Below are 17,062 nucleotides of genomic sequence, written 5' to 3' on the forward strand. Positions count from 1 at the left end.
TGCTTATGCGCCCAGCGCCTGACACTATGATCCATTCATTGATAGATCGTGATCCTGACGGGGGCACTCCACGCTGGATCCTGGCCGACTTTGACGACACCCTGGCCCCCGGCGACAGCCACGCCGGTCTGCTGCGCTATATTCTGCGCCGCCGGATCTGGCCGCTGCTGTTGCTGCCGGTGATTGCGTTGGGCGGTTTGGTCTATCTTGTTCCCAGCCAGCGGCGGCGCGGTATCTCCCTTATCTGGTGGGCCATCACCCTGGGGCTCTCCCCCTTGGAGTGGCGCAAGCTGGTGCGCGCCTATTGCCGCACCAGGCCGGGACTGTTTCGTCAGGCTCGCGATCTGTTGCAAAGGGAGGGGGCGCGCTGCTGGGTGATCTCCGCCAGCCCCTGCGCGCTGGTGCGAGCCCAGCTTTATCAGCAACTGCCCGGCCAGCTGCCCCACCGGATCATTGGCTCGCAGATGCACTACCGTTTTGGCGGCCTGATGCCGCGCTTCTATTGCCATGGTCAGCACAAGCTGCTGCCGGAGCTCTGCGCCCTCGATACCGAGTTGGCCCTGAGCGACAGTCTGCACGATCTGCCGTTGCTGGGGTTGGGGGAGCAGGCATGGTTGATCAATCCCACTCCGGCTCGACTGGAAAAAGCCCGGGCCCGCTTGCCCCAGCTGATAGTCAAAAACTGGCAGCTGTAAGGCAAAGCTGACAGCCATGTGGGTCGTCATGGGTTGATCCGCAAGGTTGTGGCTTGAATGTCACAATTCATTTACATCTTTTTGCTGCCAGCTGCGAAAAACTATCTGCAGCCCGCCTCTTCTCTTCCTGCTACGCCCTGCCTCTAATGAAACAAGTTGTTAACACTTGCCGCGACCAAGTCGCCCGGCAATTCGTTTTAACCTGCTTAGAGCAAGGAGCGCCCGATGAATGCCACCTCTTCCGCCACTCATACCATCAATCCGCTAGGCCTTAATCCATTAGGGACGGACGGCTTCGAGTTTGTCGAGTACACGGCCCCCGATGCCAAAGGGATTGCCGCTCTCAAGAGCCTGTTCGTGTCGCTCGGGTTTGCCGAGGTCGCCAAGCACAAACACAAGCAGTGCTGGCTCTATCGGCAGGGGGATATCAACTTTGTGGTCAATGCCGAGCCCCACTCCCAGGCGGAGCAGTTTGCCAGCCTGCACGGGCCGAGCGTTTGCGGCATGGCATTTCGGGTGAGCGATGCGGGCAAGGCCCAGCAGTTCGCCATCGCCAAGGGGTCCAAGCCGTTCGTCGGCAAGATTGGCCCGATGGAGCTCAACATTCCCGCCATCTACGGTATCGGCGAGAGCACCCTCTCCTTTGTTGACCGCTATGGCGCCAAGGGCTCCATCTATGACGTGGATTTTGTGTTTTATCCCGACTGGCAGGCTCGGATGGCCGCGGTGGATGCCAGCCTTATCGAGATCGATCACCTGACCCACAACGTCCATCGCGGCAACATGGATGTCTGGTCCAATTTCTATGAGCGGATCGGCAACTTCCGTGAAATTCGCTACTTCGATATCGAAGGCAAGCTGACCGGGCTGCATTCACGCGCCATGACCGCTCCCTGCGGCAAGATCCGCATCCCCATCAACGAGTCGGCGGATGACAAGTCCCAGATCGAGGAGTATCTGCGCCAGTACAAGGGGGAGGGGATCCAGCACATCGCCATGGCCTCCAGCGATATCTACCAGACCATCCGTACCCTGCGCAGCCGCGGTACCGGCTTTATGCCGACGCCAGATACCTACTATGAGCAGGTGAACAGCCGGGTCGAGGGGCATCAGGAGGATCTGGCGGCCCTGAAAGATCTGCGCATCCTCATCGATGGTTCCCCCACCAAGGATGGCATCCTGCTGCAGATCTTTACCGATACCGTGATTGGCCCGGTGTTCTTCGAGATCATCCAGCGCAAGGGCAACGAAGGGTTTGGCGAGGGCAATTTCAAGGCGCTGTTTGAATCGATCGAGCTGGACCAGATCCGCCGTGGCGTGCTGGATGGCGGCGAGGATGAGAAGGGTGCCCGCAAAGAGGGAGCGAGCGATGCGTAACTGGATTAACTTCCCCCATCGGGAGGGAACCCACTCCCGCCAGGCCCATGCCGACCTGCCCGAGCAGGCCATCTATGAGCGCGAGCTGGGGCGCAGCGGTTTTTTCGGCCCCGCTACCCACATGCACCACAAGCATGCCCCCACCGAGTGGAGCAACTGGGAGGGGCCGCTGCGACCACGGCTGTTTGACCTAAATGCCCTGCAAGAAGAAGTGAGTTCACTCTCCCCCTGGGTGGCTCCCGACATTCTCAGCAACCCCCACTGTCGCTACCGGATCTGGCGCCTGCAAGAGGCGATGCCGTTTCTGGTACGCAACGCCGACGGCGACGAGCTGCTCTTTATCCACGAGGGGGGCGGCGAGTTCTTCTGCGATTACGGCCACCTGACCCTGCGGGACGGCGACTACGTGGTGATCCCCCGTGGCACCATGTGGCGCATCGAACCTAGCTCGCCCATGTTCATCCTGATGATCGAGGCAACCAACGACAGCTATCAGTTGCCGGACAAGGGGCTGGTGGGCAATCACGCCATCTTCGACCCGGCGGCGCTGGATGTGCCCGCCATCAACGCGCGCTTTCTGGCCCAGCAGGATGAGAACCCCTGGTCGCTGCAGGTGAAGCGCCACGATCAGGTGTCGGTCATCACCTGGCCCTTCAATCCGCTGGATGCGCAAGGGTGGCACGGGGACTTGTGCGTGGTGCGCCTCAACTGGCGGGATATCCGGCCGCTGATGAGCCACCGCTACCATCTGCCGCCATCGGCCCACTCCACCTTTGTGGCAAGCCGCTTCGTGATTTGTACCTTCGTGCCGCGCCCCATCGAGAGCGATCCCGGCGCCCTCAAGGTGCCCTTCTACCACAGCAATGACGATTACGACGAGGTGCTCTTCTACCACGCGGGGGACTTCTTCAGTCGGGACAATATCGAGCGGGGCATGGTCACCTTCCACCCCGCCGGTTTTACCCACGGCCCCCATCCCAAGGCGTTTGCGGCGGGGCAGGCCTATGCCAAGAAGTTCACCGACGAGGTAGCGGTGATGCTCGATACCCGCGATGCGCTCCATGTCGGCAGCCTGTGCGAAGGGATCGAGAACCCCCGTTATGTCTCCAGCTGGCAGCGCCCGGACGCTGCTGCCAGCAAATAAGGAATCGCTTATGAAATTGGCAACATTGAACAATGGCAAGCGCGATGGCGCTTTGGTGGTGGTGAGCCGGGATCTGACTAGGACGGTGCGGGTGAGCGAGATTGCTCCGACCTTGCAGGCCGCCCTCGACGAGTGGGTTGAGGTCGCCTCCAAGCTTGAGGCTGTCTATCAGCAGCTTAACGAGGGCCACGCCGCCGAGGCGTTCCCCTTTGACGAAGCGTCTTGCCTCTCTCCCTTGCCGCGCGCCTACCAGTGGGCCGATGGCAGCGCCTACGTCAACCATGTGGAGCTGGTGCGCAAGGCGCGCGGCGCCGAGATGCCCGAGAGCTTCTGGCACGATCCCCTGATGTATCAGGGGGGCTCCGACAGCTTCCTCGCTCCCCGTGGCCCCATCGTGATGGGCTCGGAAGAGTGGGGGATCGATTTCGAGTCGGAAGTGGCCATCATCACCGACGACGTGCCGATGGGGGTGAGCCCGCAGGGTGCCGCCAGCCACGTCAAGCTGCTGATGCTGGTCAACGACGTGAGCCTGCGCAACCTGATCCCGGGGGAGCTGGCCAAGGGCTTTGGCTTCTTCCAGTCCAAGCCGTCCAGCACCTTCTCGCCGGTGGCCATCACCCCGGACGAGCTGGGGGATGAGTGGCGCGATGGCAAGGTGCTGCTGCCCCTGCGCACCCATCTGAATGGCGCCCTGTTCGGTGCACCGGATGCCGGGGTGGACATGACCTTCAGCTTTTTCGAGCTGATTGCCCACGCCGCCAAGACCCGTCCCCTTGGCGCTGGCTGCATCATCGGCTCGGGCACCGTCTCCAACTACGATCGCAGCGCCGGTTCATCCTGCATCGCCGAGCGCCGCATGTTGGAAATTCTTGATTGTGATCAAGCTACAACCTCCTATTTGCAGTTTGGTGATAGAGTGTCGATCGCGATGGAGGATCGCTCTGGCCAAAACCTGTTTGGCACCATCTCTCAACAAGTGGTGCCAGCGAACGGTCAGGGAGGTTGATGGCCAGCGCCGGTTGGCGGTAAGGATATCCCGATTTTTCTGGATAACGACAAGCCGTCAACCGGTGCCGGATACACAAGGAGGCAGGTGGCGAGCACCTGTCGGGCTTCGGGCCCAGATAAAAAGCAGGGACAGATTATGTTGCAGTTGTTTGGCTATTGGCGTTCGTCGGCAAGTTTTCGGGTGCGGATCGTGTTGCAGCTCAAGGGGCTCACTTATGAGCAGCATCCGATCAATTTGCGACAGGGCGAGCAGCGCGAGAAGGCCTATCGCCGAGTCAACCCGCAAGGGTTGGTGCCATTTCTGGTGGATGGCGATGTGCAGCTGGGTCAGTCGGTTGCCATCATGGAGTACCTCGACGAGACCTATCCCGCCTACTCCCTGATGCCCTCGGCCCCCGAGGCGCGGGCCCGGGTGCGCCAGATCGTCAACATGATCGCCTGTGATACTCATCCCCTCAACAATCTGCGGGTGCTCAACTATCTGGAAGAGCAGGTCAGGGCCAGCAAAGCACAGCAAGCGGACTGGTATCGCCACTGGATTGACGAGACCTTCACCGCGCTTGAGCAGCTGTTGATGACTACCGCCGGTGTCTACTGCGTCGGCAACGAAGTGACCCTGGCCGACTGCATGCTGGTGCCTCAGGTCTACAATGCCCGTCGCTACGACATGACCCTCGACGATTACCCCACCATCCGCCGCATTGTCGCCAACTGCGAGCAGTTGCAAGCCTTTATCAAGGCGGCCCCCGCCAGTCAGCCAGACGCGCAGTGATCGGCTGATATATCAACAGTAACGGGATGGATGAGCACGTCATCCCGCTTGCAACACACGCTATAGCTGGCTGATAAGCCCGTCTCGACCCAGTGGATCAGCCCGCCTTCCCGGCGAGTTTTGTTGTTACCGCTCGTTCACATCTTTGCCAGCAGATGGCATCACCTTCTCCCGTTATCTCAGCGTTGCCCTGCGCTGCAGGTCTATTTTGCTGCGGGTTTTCCGGTTGTTCGCTGAACTCTGGCGGGTTGGTGCGCGCTGCACTCTACGGCTCTTGTAAGATATGGTTAGAAGTGCCGCATTTGTCACATTTACTGACATTTAGCATCGCTTCTGCCTATTTAATAGGTGTTTTGAGTTGTTAATCACATTTGTGCCAGTTAATTGGGCCTAGTATCGCCACGCCCTGGGGAGATACGAACAGGTCGCAAATCAGGTGTTTGGGGGCGTGACTGCTCAACCGCGCTGCCTGCACCTCTCTTCATGCGTTATCCACTCTTTTTTGTCCCGTTCTGCCCACACGGGCACGTCACCGTTTATTGGTAACAAGGAGATCTCATGCATTCCTTCAAAAAGTGCGTCGTCGCGCTCTCCATCAACCTTGCCCTCTTCTCGTCGGCATTCGCCTGTACCACCTTGCTGGTTGGCAGTGAGGCCAGCGCCGATGGCTCCATGATGGTGGCCCGCAGCGCCGACAGCGATGCCATGAAAGCCCAGCATTTTGTGATCCATCCGGCCAAGCAGGGGCAGAGCGGTGTGCACAGTTCCAAGGCCCACAACGGCGCCAATGATTTCAGCTATCCCTTGCCGAAAAATTCCCTGCGCTATACCACAGTGCCGAACTGGAAGACCCAGCTGCACGGCGCCACCGGGTTTAATGAGAAGGGGGTAGGGGTGAGCGGCACCGAGTCGATTTTCGCCTCACCCGAAGCGCTCGCCGTCGACCCTTATGTCGAGGACAAGGGGATCACCGAGGATGACATTCCCGATGTGCTGCTCTCCCGGTCTACGTCGGCCCGCGAGGCGATCGCATTGCTTGGCAACATCATCGAGACTATCGGCGCGGGAGAGGGATTTGGCGTCGCGGTGGTGGATGATAACGAGCTCTGGTATCTGGAGACAGCCACCGGTCATCACTGGATGGCGCAGCGCCTGCCGAAAAATCACTATTTTGCCACCGGCAATCAGGGCCGCCTGCAGCAGTACGATCCGGCCAGTGCCGACATGATGGGCTCAAAAAATCTGATCGAATTTGCCACCGAGAAGGGGCTTTACCATCCGCAGAAGGAGGGGGCATTCAACTTCTCGAAAGCCTATACCCGCGATGACGAGCGGGATCGCAGCTATAACGATCCGCGAGTCTGGACCATCCAGCAGATGTTCAACCCCTCGCTCAAGCAGGCGGTGGATGCCGGTCGCCAGTTCCCGGTCACCCTCTCCCCCGAGAAGAAGATGACGCTGGAGGAGGTCAAGGCGGTGCTGCGCAATCACTATGACGGCAGCGAGCACGATCCCTACAGCAAGGGGTTGAACGGTCAGGAGCCGTGGCGCCCTGTCAGTGTGTTTCGCACCTACGAGTCCCACGTGATGCAGGTGCGCCCCTGGATGCCGCGCGAAGTAGGGGAGGTGACCTATGTGGGCCTCGGCATGGCGGACTTGACCGCTTTCGTTCCCTACTACAGCGGGCTGGAAGCCTATCCGGCCCACTATGCCATGGGTAGCGACAAGGCCGACAGCGACTCTATTTACTGGAAATATCGCAAGCTGCAGACCCTGGTGATGACCGATTACCCCAAATTGGCCCCCATGGTGAAGCAGGCTTACCAGAGCTGGGAGGCGAAGATCGCCAAAGAGCAGAAAGAGATGGAGGCCAACTATCTGAAAACGGTCAAGACCGACAAGGTTGCCGCCAACAGCATGCTCAACGACTTCAATCTGCGGGTGATGCAGGAGGCCGAAACGCTGACCGACGATCTGACCAACCAGATCTTTACGGTACGCACCCAGGATATTCAGGCCGATATCTTCTTCGCCAACAAGGCGAAGAAGGATTAACCGCGACGCACTCATGATGCAGAAGGGGGGCGATGGTCGGTTTGAGCAGCCGCCGGGCTGACCGACTCCCCTGCTCACGTTTCCTCTATCGATGCCGGAGCCTGTGCTCCGGCATTTTTTCTCTATGAGATCCCGTCAATGTGTCTGGCATGGGCAGTGGATTGCGCTACCAAATACGAAAGTGGATGCTTTCATTCAGGTTTTTATTTCGCCTTTCGGTATATCAGTCATGTGATCAGCTACCCATTTTTGGCTATTTGGTGGGTTTTATGCATCTTTCCTGTGTTATTTATCACTACCCATTGATTCGACTGTGATGGGCACTCTCTTTATCCAGCTCATTTTTTCTCGTTAATCCAAGGCGTTATCGCTTCATCAGACGGCTGTTTGCAGAAAAAGGCGGCTGCTTTCTGAATAAGGTGACCGCGCCGCCGGATCTCGTCACTGCATCATATCCGTCACTACTCACAGGACTACCGCAATGCATATTGTCGACCGATTTTTGGGATACACCGCCATCAATACCACCACCAACCGTGAAGCGGGCGCCGCCGGGGTGATGCCCTCTTCACCGGGGCAGCGGGTGCTGGCTGACAAGGTGGCGCAGGAGCTGATCGCCTTGGGGCTGACCGTGGCGGTGGCGGATAACGCCATCCTGACCGCCACTCTGCCCGCCAATGTGGCAGGGGATCTGCCCACCGTGGCCTTCTTTGCCCATCTCGATACCAGTGCCGAGCACACCGCCGATACCCATGCCCAGGTGGTGAGCTATGAAGGGGGGGATATCTGCCTCAATCCAGAGCTGCAGATCACCTTGCGCCAGAGCGAGTTCCCGGAGCTTGCCAATTACGTCGGTGATCAGATCATCGTGACCGATGGCACCAGCCTGCTGGGGGCCGATGACAAGGCGGCCATCGCCGCCATCGTCAATGCAGTGGCTTACCTGCAGGCGCACCCGGAGATCCCCCACGGCACCATCAAAATTGGTCTGGTGCCTGATGAGGAGCAGGGGCTGCGGGGAGCCAAGGCGTTTGATACCGAGAGCTTTGGCGCCGATTTTGCCTACACCCTCGACTGCTGCGGCATTGGCGAGCTGGTCTATGAGAACTGGAATGCGGGGGATGCGGAGTTTGTCTTTCACGGCGCTTCGGCTCACCCCATGTCGGCCAAGGGCAAGCTGAAGAACTCCCTGCTGATGGCCCACAAGTTCATCGCCATGCTACCGGGGGGCGAAGCACCTGAATATACCGAAGGGCGTGAGGGTTACTACTGGGTCAAGCAGATGCAGGGCAACAGCGCCAACACAGTGCTCAAGCTGGATGTGCGCGACTTCACTCAAGAAGGTTATCAGCAGCGAATGGCCTTGCTCGATACCCTCGGCAAGAGCTGTCAGGCCCTCTGGGGCGAGCAGAGCGTGAGTTACAGTTTAAGCGATCGCTACAGCAATGTATTCAACAGCCTGCAGGGGGAGAACCGCTATCCCATCGAGCTGGCGCTGGCCGCTTACGAGACGCTGGGGATCACCGCCAAGCCCATCCCGATGCGCGGCGGTTATGACGGCGCCGTGCTCTCCCAGAAGGGGTTGCCCTGTCCGAACCTCTTCACCGGTGCCCACAACTTCCACTCCATCTACGAGTACCTACCGGTCAAATCTCTGGAAGCGGCCAGTGCCGTGGTGATCGAGATAGTCAAGCTCACCCACGCCCGTTTCAGCCGCTAAGGAGTCGTCATGTTTCAGGTAGTTATTGCAGTACTGGTCATAGTGCTGGTGGCCAGATTGATCCTGAAGGGCTATCGGGCCGAGCCGGTGCTGTTTGCCGCCGGTCTGGTGCTGATGGTGGCCAGCCAGCTGGCAGGGTGGGGCAGTGTGTTGCCCAAAGGGGTCGAGAGCACCGGGGTTGCCCTGTTTGATCCCTTTGAAGTAATGCGGGATCTGTTCAGCTCGCGGGCGGCGGATCTGGGCCTGATGATCATGGCGCTGATGGGCTTTGCCCATTACATGGATCATATAGGGGCCAATGATGCGGTGGTGCGCATCGCCATCCGCCCGCTGCGCCGGTTGCGCTCCCCCTATGTGTTGCTCTTTTTCTCCTATCTGCTGGCCAGCGCGCTGCAACTGGCGATCCCCTCGGCGACCGGTCTGGCGGTGCTGTTGATGGCGACCCTGTTCCCCATCATGGTGGGGCTGGGGCTCTCTGCCGCTTCGTCGGCCGGGGTGATTGCCACTTCTCTAGGGGTTGCCTATACCCCAACCGCCATCGATGCCATTCGGGCGACCGAGGCAGTGGGCATGGGGCATAACGTGATCGAGTATGTCTATACCTATCAGGGTCCTGCCGCGTTGGCGACCGTGCTGGTGGTGGGCTTGATGCATATCGTCTGGCAGCGTCGCTGCGATCGGCTCGATGGGCACCAACATCAGGGCGCCGCTATGGTCGATGACAAGGCAAAAGAGGCGGGGGTTCCCGGCTTTTATGCCATTTTGCCGATGTTGCCGATCATCATGGCGGTGGGGTTCTCCTCTCTGTTTGTTGATCACATCAAGCTCAATGTCATCACCATAGTGATGATCTCGATGTTTATCAGCATGGTGGTGGAGGCGGCCAGAACCCGCGACATGAAGGAAGTGTGCGGCGGTTTTAGCCACTTCCTCAACGGCATGGGGTCAGCGTTCAGCAACGTGGTGGGACTGCTGGTAGCCGCGGGGATCTTCGCCCACGGCATCAAGGTGCTGGGGGTAATCGATATCATGATTGTCGGCGCCGAGCATGTGGGGTTGCCCGCGTTCGCCATGGCGATCTTGTTTGCGCTGGTGACCCTGGCAGCAGCGATCATCATGGGCTCCGGCAATGCCCCCTTCCTCGCCTTTGTCGAGCTGATCCCGCAGATCGCGGCCAGCATGGGGGTCAATACTGCCGCTATGATCCTGCCAATGCAGCAGGCCTCTCATATGGGGCGGGCCATGTCGCCGGTCTCCGGGGTGATCATTGCCGTCGCCAGCGGCGCCAAGCTGACGCCGTTTGCGGTGATCAAGCGCACCTCGGTGCCGCTGATGGTGGGCTTTGTTTTCCATACCCTGATCGTGGGGATCTTCTATCTGTAGTTACCGCCACAGTGATGAGGCGATGAAATAGCAAAAAAGCCTTCACGAGAGTGAAGGCTTTTTGCATCTCGTAGTATTGATATTGGCGGAGCCTGGTTTGCTAAAAACGGTATTCGATATGGAGGGTATGGCTGTCGAGCCCCGGGTTCTTGTCATACATATAGGCGTTGGACATGTGTTCGTATTGATAGCCGATCAGCCAATTTTTGGTGATGGCGTAACCGAGGCCGATACCCAGTGTGAACTGGAAAGGGCCGCCGTAATCCTTGTAGCCGTGGCCGCGAGTACCAAATTGATGCTGATCGAGCCAGACCATTTCGCCGGGGAGCCAGGTCACCCAGTTACCCCATTGGCATTCGATACGTCCCCCGCCCCCCAGTCTGGCTGTCTCTTCCTCTTCTACCTTGAGCATGCCGCCACGCACCCCCAGCCCAAATTGGCAGCCTGAGTCTCCCCAACGCCAAAACATATGGTGGAACTTGGCATCAGCAATTTTTATGTCGAGCTTTTCATTGCTGAAGGCGTTGCCAAGCTGCAGTACCACGATGTTGTCGTTGGCCATCGCCGCCGGGCTGGTGAGCAGTGCTGCCAGCAGGCCAATCCTTGAAAGAGTGTTAGCGTCCATGCTTTCTCCCGATCCTTGTTGTCATCGTGGTGATCCTGTTGATCACCCTTCAGGCATAGTCAATCGGAGCGCGCCCTGTCAATGAATGGTTAGCAGGTAAAAAAATTAAATATTTATGAAAAATCAACTATCTGCGGTGGTCTGATGTGGTTTGGCTGGCGAGGATGCGGGGACATGAAAAAGCCCTTCACCATGGTGAAGGGCTTTTTGCTATCTGGCGTTATCCGCTCGGGTGAACCCGTTCGGGCTTAGTAGCCTTGCTGGTGGACGTCCATTACGGCGCGACCTGACGGGTCGGCCATCTCTTTGAACTTGGCATCCCACTCCAGCGCGGTGGGGGTGGAGCAGGCGACCGACTTGCCATAGGGCACGGTACGGGCGGCAGATTCCAGCGGGAAGTGCTCGTCGAAGATGGCGCGATAGAAGTAGGCCTCCTTGGTGAGCGGGGTGTTGACGGGGAAGCGGAACGCCGCCGCCTCGAACATCTGATCCGTCACTTCGGTCTCGACCATGGCTTTCAGGCTGTCAATCCAGGAGTAGCCCACGCCATCGGAGAACTGCTCCTTCTGGCGCCATGCCACTTCATGGGGCAGCAGCTCCTCGAAGGCTTCGCGCAGAATATGCTTCTCGATCTTGCCGTTGCCACACATCTTGTCGGCAGGCTGCAGGCGCATCGCCACGTCCATGAACTCTTTGTCGAGGAAGGGCACGCGACCTTCCACTCCCCAGGCGGCCATCGATTTGTTGGCGCGCAGGCAGTCATAGAGGTGCAGTGATGCGAGCTTGCGCACGTTCTCTTCGTGGAACTCGCGGGCGTTGGGCGCCTTGTGGAAGTAGAGGTAGCCACCGAACAGCTCGTCGGAGCCTTCACCGGAGAGTACCATCTTGATCCCCATCGCCTTGATATAACGGGCCATCAGGTACATCGGCGTGGAGGCGCGGATGGTGGTGACGTCATAGGTCTCGAGGTGATAGATGACATCCCGCAGGGCATCCAGCCCCTCTTGCACGGTGAAGTGGATCTGGTGGTGGATGGTGCCCAGATGGTCGGCCACCTTACGGGCGGCAGCCAAGTCAGGCGAGCCTTCCAGGCCGACGGCGAAGGAGTGCAACTGCGGCCACCAGGCTTCGCTGTTGCCATCGTCTTCCACCCGACGGGCGGCGTAGATCTTGGTGATGGCGGAGATCACCGATGAATCGAGCCCGCCGGAGAGCAGCACGCCATAAGGGACGTCGCACATCAGCTGGCGTCTGACCGCTGCTTCCAGCGCCGCTTTCAGCTCGGCTTTGTCACTGACGTTGTGTTCGACCGCGCCGTACTCCATCCAGTCACGCTGGTACCACTGTTTAAGCTCGCCATCCTTGCTCCACAGGTAGTGTCCTGGTGGGAAGGTTTCAACGCTCTTGCACACAGGCACCAGCGCTTTCATCTCGGAGGCGACATAGAAGTTGCCGTGTTCATCGCGACCGGTATAGAGGGGGATGATCCCCATATGGTCACGACCAATCAGGTAGGCATCCTGCTCGGCGTCATAGAGGATAAAGGCGAAGATGCCGTTGAGATCGTCGAGAAACGCCGGGCCTTTCTCCTTGTAGAGGGCCAGCAGCACTTCACAGTCGGATTGGGTCTGGAACTGGAAGTCGACCTTGAGGTTTGTCTCCAGCTCTTTGTGGTTGTAGATCTCGCCGTTGACGGCCAAGACGTGAGTGCGCTCGGGGTTGTAGAGCGGCTGGGCGCCATTGCCCGGATCGACGATGGCCAGGCGCTCGTGCACCAGGATCGCTTTGTCACAGCTGTAGACACCGGACCAGTCAGGCCCGCGGTGACGCAATCGCTTGGACATCTCCAGCGCCGATTTACGCAATAGAGCCGGGTCGGTTTTGATGTCCAGAATGCCGAAAATAGAACACATTGGCGGTAATCCTCTTGATTTTTATATGAGCCCCCCACGTCCGGGCTCGAAATTCCATTTACATTCCTCGTCAGACACAATGCCTAGCGGAAAAACCTTTTGCAAGCGGGAAAACCGCAGAAAATCATGCCGTAAGCGTCAAGCAGATCAACAGGATACGGGCTGCCGCAACGGGGTAGGGTGACGTGAGCGTCAAGCCGAGGCGGGTTCGAAGATCACATAGACCTTGCGACAGGGGGTGAGGGTCTCCCACTCGCCGACAAAGCCTGCCGGAATGACAAATTGATCGCCGGGTTTGAGGGCAAGCTGGCCACCCTGACTGTCGTGGATCACCACATCCCCTTCCAGCAGCTGGCAATACTCGTGCTCGGTGTAGTGGATGGCCCAGCGGCCGGGTTCGCAAGCCCAGAGGCCCACATGAAACTGCTGGCTGGGGTCGGAGTAGTGATTCCAGATATTTTGCGTCGGGTTGCCCCCTTTAATGCGCTCGGGGGCGGGCATCAGCGGGGTAGGGGCCGCCTCGTGGCGATCGAGCAGGATCCAGTCGTTGAGGGTCTTCATGGTGCCTCCCTGGCAGTTGAGATATGAAAGCGGGGCCATCCCGGCCCCGCGTTTGTTCGTTTTATTAAACGAGGTTGTGCATAACTTAAACGATGCACATCTCCTTGCCAAGAGCCCTGGCCAAGCACCCGATGCCCGCGCGCTAGCGCGGCTGCAAGCGGTGGATCACATGGCGGGCAAAGCCGCTGCCCGCCTCATTGTAGACGTTGAACACCGCATCCACCCCCTGCTCCTGCAGGGAGGCGATATCATCCTCGAAGCGGACGATGGCGGCGATCTTGCCGTTGAATCCGTGGCTGCGCAGCTTCTCGATGGCGTAGAGGTTACCCGAGTGGTGGGGCATCGCCAGCAGCACCAGCTTGACCTGATTGGAGAGCAGCACCTTGTCCCAAAAGTCGGTATCGGTGGCATCCCCTTCGATGACGTTCATCCCCTGATCGCGCAGGGTGGGTAGCTTCTCACTGTCGTTCTCCACCCCGAGGATGACGTTGCCGTATTTGTTCTCCAGCTCGAAGTAGGCCCCCTGACCAATCCGCCCCATGCCGAGGATGATCACCTCCGCATCGCCAAGCTCGATGGGCCTGTCTTCCGGATGGAGGTTGCTCGCCTGCAGTCCCTTGAGCCAGTGACCGATGCGATGGTAGATCCGCTCGCTCTGGGCATTGAGCGGAGCCGAGATCATAAAGCTTGCCGCCAGCGCCAGCGAGACCGCCACCAGCCACTCGTGGGAGATCCAGCCCGCCTTGGCGGCGATGGCGGCGACGATCAGGCCAAACTCCGAGAAGTTGCTGAGCGCCAGGGTGGAGAGCAGGGCGGTGCGCACCCGCAGGTGGGCGCCGCTGTAGACCAGATAGTAGAGGGCGCTTTTCAGCGGCAGGGCCAGCACCAGCGCCAGTGCCAGCAACATGGTGTCGTGGGTCGGCAGGCCGTTGAGGCCGATGGTGAGAAAGAAGCAGACCAGAAAGAGGTCTTTGAGGTTAAAGAGCGCCTTGGCCAATCCCGTCGCCGCCGGATGGGAGGCGAGCAGCATGCCGATGATCAGCGCCCCGAGATCTGGCTTGAGCCCAACCACTTCAAAACCGGCGGCTCCGACGACCAGCGCCAGAAACACCCCGAACAGCACCTGCAACTCACCGTGCCCGGCCCGCTCCAGCAGCTTGAACAGCAGCGGGCGCAGCAGTGGCAACCCCAGCACCCAGAGCGCCCAGATGCTGGGCCACTTGCCACTGGAGAAGGCCAGGAATGCCACGGCGAACACATCCTGCATGACCAGTACCCCGATGGCGATGCGGGCGTAGAGGGCGTTCATGTCGCTGCGATCTTCCAATACCTTGACCGCGAAGACGGTGCTGGAGAAGGAGAGGGCAAAGCCAAGCAGCAGCGCCAGCTTCCAGTCCAGCGACAGGGCGAGGTGGAGCCCCAGCCCCTTGCAGACCAGCAACACCACGGTGAAAAGCAGGGTGGAGAGCAGCAGGTGCAGGCTGGTGGTGCCCCACACATCGCGCCGCATCAGGGTCTTGATATTGAGCTTTAGGCCGATGGTGAACAGCAGCAGGGTGACGCCGAGATCGGCCACCTCGCTCAGGGCGGGGGTGTTTTCATATCCCATGCCGTTGAGGATAAAACCGGCGGCCAGAAAGCCGAGCAGAGGGGGCAATCCGATGAGATTGACCAGCATGCCGCAGCCAAAGGCCACGGCGATCATAATGGGTTCCATAACAGATCCTGCAAGGGCAGGAGAGGCCTGCCCTGTTTAACGCTTGGGTGGTGATTAGACGATATTGATGTCGACCACGGAGTCGAAAATATGGTTCGGCCTGAACGGCATGCGGTCGATATCCGCCACCTTGCTCACCCCGGAGAGCACCAGCACCGTCTCGAGACCGGCCTGAAAGCCCGCCAGAATGTCGGTGCGCAGGTTGTCGCCGATGATGATGGTGTCGTCGGAGTGGGCCTCCATCCGGTTCAGTGCCGCACGGATGATCCAGGCGCTCGGCTTGCCGACATAGAACGGCTTCTTGCCGGTCATCCGCTCGATGGGAGCGCACAGGGCGCCGCAGGCTGGGTGCATCATGGGGCCGTGGGTATCGGGGTTGGTGGCGATAAAGCGGGCCCCCTGATCGACGAACTTGGCGCCCAGCTGCATCATGGTCCAGTTGTAGTTGCGGGTCTCCCCCACCACCACGAAGTCGGGGTCGATGTCGGTGATGGTGAAACCGGCCTTGTAGAGCTCGTGGGTCAGGGCCCCTTCACCGATCACATAGGCCTTCTTGCCATCCTGGCGCTTGAGAAAATCGGCGGTGCCCATGGCGGAGGTGTAGAAGCTCTCCTCCGGCACCTCGATCCCGGCGGAGCGGAAGCGGTTTTGCAGATCTTTCTGGGTCTGGGCCGGGTAGTTGGTGAGGAACAGCAGCTTACTACCCTGCTCCAGCAGGCGGTGGACGAAACGGTCGGCACCGGGGATGAGATCGTTGTTGTGCAGGATGACACCGTCGATATCGCAGATGACGTTCTTCTTCATGAAAACTCCTTGTCAGGGCGCAGGCGAGCCGCCAATCGTTAAGATGTTCAATCATTTATGATTTTTGTGACGCCATTATAAGTCTGTTTGATGACAAGTCTCCCCTGTCGCGCCACTTAGGTGCACAATAAAGCTGCCGTCGGGTCAGTCTGGTGGAGGGGCTGGCGCCGGATCACTTTGCTGATGGAGCCGTCACCATGGACACCCCAATTCCCAAGCCAGTCACAACCGAACAGCTCACCGCCGCGCAATTTATCGCCGGACTGCCGAAGCTGGAGCTGCACCTGCATATCGAGGGCAGCCTAGAGCCCGAGCTGATGTTTGAGCTGGGCTGCCGCAACGGTGTGCCACTGCCTTGGCCCGATGTGGCCAGCGTGCGCGCCGCCTATGACTTTGACTGCCTGCAATCCTTTCTCGACCTCTACTACCGCGGTGCCAGCGTGCTGGTGACCGAGCAGGATTTTTTCGACCTCACCTGGGCCTATCTGGAACGCTGCGCCGCTGACAAGGTGGTGCATGTGGAGATCTTCTTCGACCCGCAGACCCACACCGCCCGCGGCGTCCCCTTTGCCACTGTGCTCGGCGGCATCGAGCGGGCGCTGCAGACCGGGGAGAAGGCGTTTGGCATCAGCTGGCGGCTGATCATGAGCTTTTTGCGCCACCTGAGTGAGGAGGATGCCTTTGCTACGCTGGCGCAGGCGGAGCCGTTCCTTGCCCGCATTCACGGTATCGGCCTCGACTCGGGGGAGCAGGGCAATCCGCCCAGCAAGTTTGCCCGGGTCTTTGCCCGCTGCCGCGAGCTGGGGCTGCCGGTGGTGGCCCACGCCGGCGAAGAGGGGCCTGCCGACTACATCTGGCAGGCGATCAACGAGCTGCAGGTGTGCCGTATCGATCACGGAGTGCGCTCGGCAGAGGATCTCGCGCTGCTGCGCTATCTGGCCGATACCCGGTTGCCGCTCACCGTCTGCCCCCTTTCCAACACCCGACTCAAGGTGTTTGGCAATATGGCCCAGCACAATGTGTTACGGCTGCTGGAGCAGGGGCTCTGCGTCACCATCAACTCGGACGATCCCGCCTATTTTGGCGGCTACATGGTGGCCAACTTTGCGGCGCTGGCCGATGGCCTCGGCGCAACCATGAGTCAGCTCTGCCGCTTGTCGCTCAATGCCGTTGAGGCGAGCTGGCTCTCTTTGGCCGACAAGGCGCGGCTGACCCGGGAGATCCGCAGTTATGCCGAGACCCACGGGGTGATCCTGCACTGAGTCAGGCGCTAATGCCGTCGATATGA

At 59.6% G+C, this 17,062-nt stretch carries 14 protein-coding genes; 9 read left to right on the forward strand and 5 right to left on the reverse strand.

From position 1 onward, the window contains the following. The first annotated feature begins 26 nt into the window (after window positions 1–26). The 8 genes from ACY8FN_RS12070 (at window position 27) to dcuC (ending at window position 10,154) form a co-directional block, all read left to right on the forward strand. Complete coding sequence (locus tag ACY8FN_RS12070) at window positions 27–695, forward strand: HAD family hydrolase (protein WP_463100142.1); 669 nt, start codon at window positions 27–29, stop codon at window positions 693–695. Between the two features lie 225 nt (window positions 696–920). Further along, entirely contained in the window at window positions 921–2,072 is a 1,152-nt protein-coding gene (gene hppD / locus ACY8FN_RS12075; RefSeq protein ID WP_463100143.1) for a 4-hydroxyphenylpyruvate dioxygenase, read from the forward strand. Next, window positions 2,065–3,216: a homogentisate 1,2-dioxygenase gene (locus tag ACY8FN_RS12080; RefSeq protein ID WP_463100144.1), complete on the forward strand. Its 1,152-nt coding sequence runs from the start codon at window positions 2,065–2,067 to the stop codon at window positions 3,214–3,216. Before hppD ends, ACY8FN_RS12080 begins: the two co-directional genes overlap by 8 nt. Window positions 3,217–3,226: 10 nt before the next feature. Beyond that, the gene (locus tag ACY8FN_RS12085; RefSeq protein WP_463100145.1) at window positions 3,227–4,222 is read left to right on the forward strand and encodes a fumarylacetoacetate hydrolase family protein; all 996 of its coding nucleotides are present in this window, start codon (window positions 3,227–3,229) and stop codon (window positions 4,220–4,222) included. Between the two features lie 138 nt (window positions 4,223–4,360). Continuing rightward, window positions 4,361–4,996 (forward strand): maleylacetoacetate isomerase, encoded by a 636-nt coding sequence (gene maiA, locus ACY8FN_RS12090; protein ID WP_463100146.1) that lies wholly within the window; start codon window positions 4,361–4,363, stop codon window positions 4,994–4,996. A gap of 558 nt (window positions 4,997–5,554) precedes the next feature. Continuing rightward, on the forward strand, window positions 5,555–7,051 hold the full coding sequence (locus ACY8FN_RS12095) for a C69 family dipeptidase (RefSeq protein WP_463100147.1): 1,497 nt from the start codon (window positions 5,555–5,557) through the stop codon (window positions 7,049–7,051). A 481-nt stretch (window positions 7,052–7,532) separates the two neighbouring features. Further along, window positions 7,533–8,771, forward strand: a complete 1,239-nt coding sequence (pepT, locus tag ACY8FN_RS12100) for a peptidase T (RefSeq protein WP_463100148.1) — start codon at window positions 7,533–7,535, stop codon at window positions 8,769–8,771. A 9-nt stretch (window positions 8,772–8,780) separates the two neighbouring features. Further along, window positions 8,781–10,154 carry a C4-dicarboxylate transporter DcuC gene (dcuC, locus tag ACY8FN_RS12105; protein WP_463100149.1) on the forward strand — a complete coding sequence of 458 codons (1,374 nt, stop codon included), beginning with the start codon at window positions 8,781–8,783 and terminating at the stop codon, window positions 10,152–10,154. 100 nt (window positions 10,155–10,254) lie between these two features. Here dcuC and ACY8FN_RS12110 read toward each other — a convergent pair whose 3' ends face one another. The 5 genes from ACY8FN_RS12110 to ACY8FN_RS12130 all read right to left on the reverse strand — a co-directional run bounded on the left by ACY8FN_RS12110 (window position 10,255) and on the right by ACY8FN_RS12130 (window position 15,774). Then, entirely contained in the window at window positions 10,255–10,779 is a 525-nt protein-coding gene (locus tag ACY8FN_RS12110; RefSeq protein WP_463100150.1) for an acyloxyacyl hydrolase, read from the reverse strand. A 248-nt stretch (window positions 10,780–11,027) separates the two neighbouring features. After that, a complete protein-coding gene (asnB, locus tag ACY8FN_RS12115; RefSeq protein WP_463100151.1) occupies window positions 11,028–12,692 on the reverse strand; it encodes an asparagine synthase B in 1,665 nt (554 codons plus the stop codon). Between the two features lie 192 nt (window positions 12,693–12,884). Then, on the reverse strand, window positions 12,885–13,253 hold the full coding sequence (locus ACY8FN_RS12120) for a cupin domain-containing protein (protein WP_463100152.1): 369 nt from the start codon (window positions 13,251–13,253) through the stop codon (window positions 12,885–12,887). Window positions 13,254–13,395: 142 nt separating this feature from the next. Then, window positions 13,396–14,970 carry a cation:proton antiporter domain-containing protein gene (locus ACY8FN_RS12125; RefSeq protein ID WP_463100153.1) on the reverse strand — a complete coding sequence of 525 codons (1,575 nt, stop codon included), beginning with the start codon at window positions 14,968–14,970 and terminating at the stop codon, window positions 13,396–13,398. A gap of 54 nt (window positions 14,971–15,024) precedes the next feature. Further along, window positions 15,025–15,774 carry an HAD-IIA family hydrolase gene (locus ACY8FN_RS12130; RefSeq protein WP_463100154.1) on the reverse strand — a complete coding sequence of 250 codons (750 nt, stop codon included), beginning with the start codon at window positions 15,772–15,774 and terminating at the stop codon, window positions 15,025–15,027. 197 nt (window positions 15,775–15,971) lie between these two features. Here ACY8FN_RS12130 and ACY8FN_RS12135 point away from each other — a divergent pair, with 197 nt between their 5' ends. Continuing rightward, window positions 15,972–17,036 carry an adenosine deaminase gene (locus ACY8FN_RS12135; protein WP_463100155.1) on the forward strand — a complete coding sequence of 355 codons (1,065 nt, stop codon included), beginning with the start codon at window positions 15,972–15,974 and terminating at the stop codon, window positions 17,034–17,036. The last annotated feature ends 26 nt before the right edge of the window (window positions 17,037–17,062 follow it).

The sequence above is a fragment of the Aeromonas sp. 160P genome, assembly GCF_055193095.1.

What these genes read in the sequence shown, in the direction of transcription:
- ACY8FN_RS12070 (WP_463100142.1), top strand. Translation starts at nt 27, where the DNA reads ATGATCCATTCATTGATAGATCGTGATCCTGACGGGGGCACTCCACGC.
- hppD (WP_463100143.1), top strand. Translation starts at nt 921, where the DNA reads ATGAATGCCACCTCTTCCGCCACTCATACCATCAATCCGCTAGGCCTT.
- ACY8FN_RS12080 (WP_463100144.1), top strand. Translation starts at nt 2,065, where the DNA reads ATGCGTAACTGGATTAACTTCCCCCATCGGGAGGGAACCCACTCCCGC.
- ACY8FN_RS12085 (WP_463100145.1), top strand. Translation starts at nt 3,227, where the DNA reads ATGAAATTGGCAACATTGAACAATGGCAAGCGCGATGGCGCTTTGGTG.
- maiA (WP_463100146.1), top strand. Translation starts at nt 4,361, where the DNA reads ATGTTGCAGTTGTTTGGCTATTGGCGTTCGTCGGCAAGTTTTCGGGTG.
- ACY8FN_RS12095 (WP_463100147.1), top strand. Translation starts at nt 5,555, where the DNA reads ATGCATTCCTTCAAAAAGTGCGTCGTCGCGCTCTCCATCAACCTTGCC.
- pepT (WP_463100148.1), top strand. Translation starts at nt 7,533, where the DNA reads ATGCATATTGTCGACCGATTTTTGGGATACACCGCCATCAATACCACC.
- dcuC (WP_463100149.1), top strand. Translation starts at nt 8,781, where the DNA reads ATGTTTCAGGTAGTTATTGCAGTACTGGTCATAGTGCTGGTGGCCAGA.
- ACY8FN_RS12110 (WP_463100150.1), bottom strand. Translation starts at nt 10,779, where the DNA reads ATGGACGCTAACACTCTTTCAAGGATTGGCCTGCTGGCAGCACTGCTC.
- asnB (WP_463100151.1), bottom strand. Translation starts at nt 12,692, where the DNA reads ATGTGTTCTATTTTCGGCATTCTGGACATCAAAACCGACCCGGCTCTA.
- ACY8FN_RS12120 (WP_463100152.1), bottom strand. Translation starts at nt 13,253, where the DNA reads ATGAAGACCCTCAACGACTGGATCCTGCTCGATCGCCACGAGGCGGCC.
- ACY8FN_RS12125 (WP_463100153.1), bottom strand. Translation starts at nt 14,970, where the DNA reads ATGGAACCCATTATGATCGCCGTGGCCTTTGGCTGCGGCATGCTGGTC.
- ACY8FN_RS12130 (WP_463100154.1), bottom strand. Translation starts at nt 15,774, where the DNA reads ATGAAGAAGAACGTCATCTGCGATATCGACGGTGTCATCCTGCACAAC.
- ACY8FN_RS12135 (WP_463100155.1), top strand. Translation starts at nt 15,972, where the DNA reads ATGGACACCCCAATTCCCAAGCCAGTCACAACCGAACAGCTCACCGCC.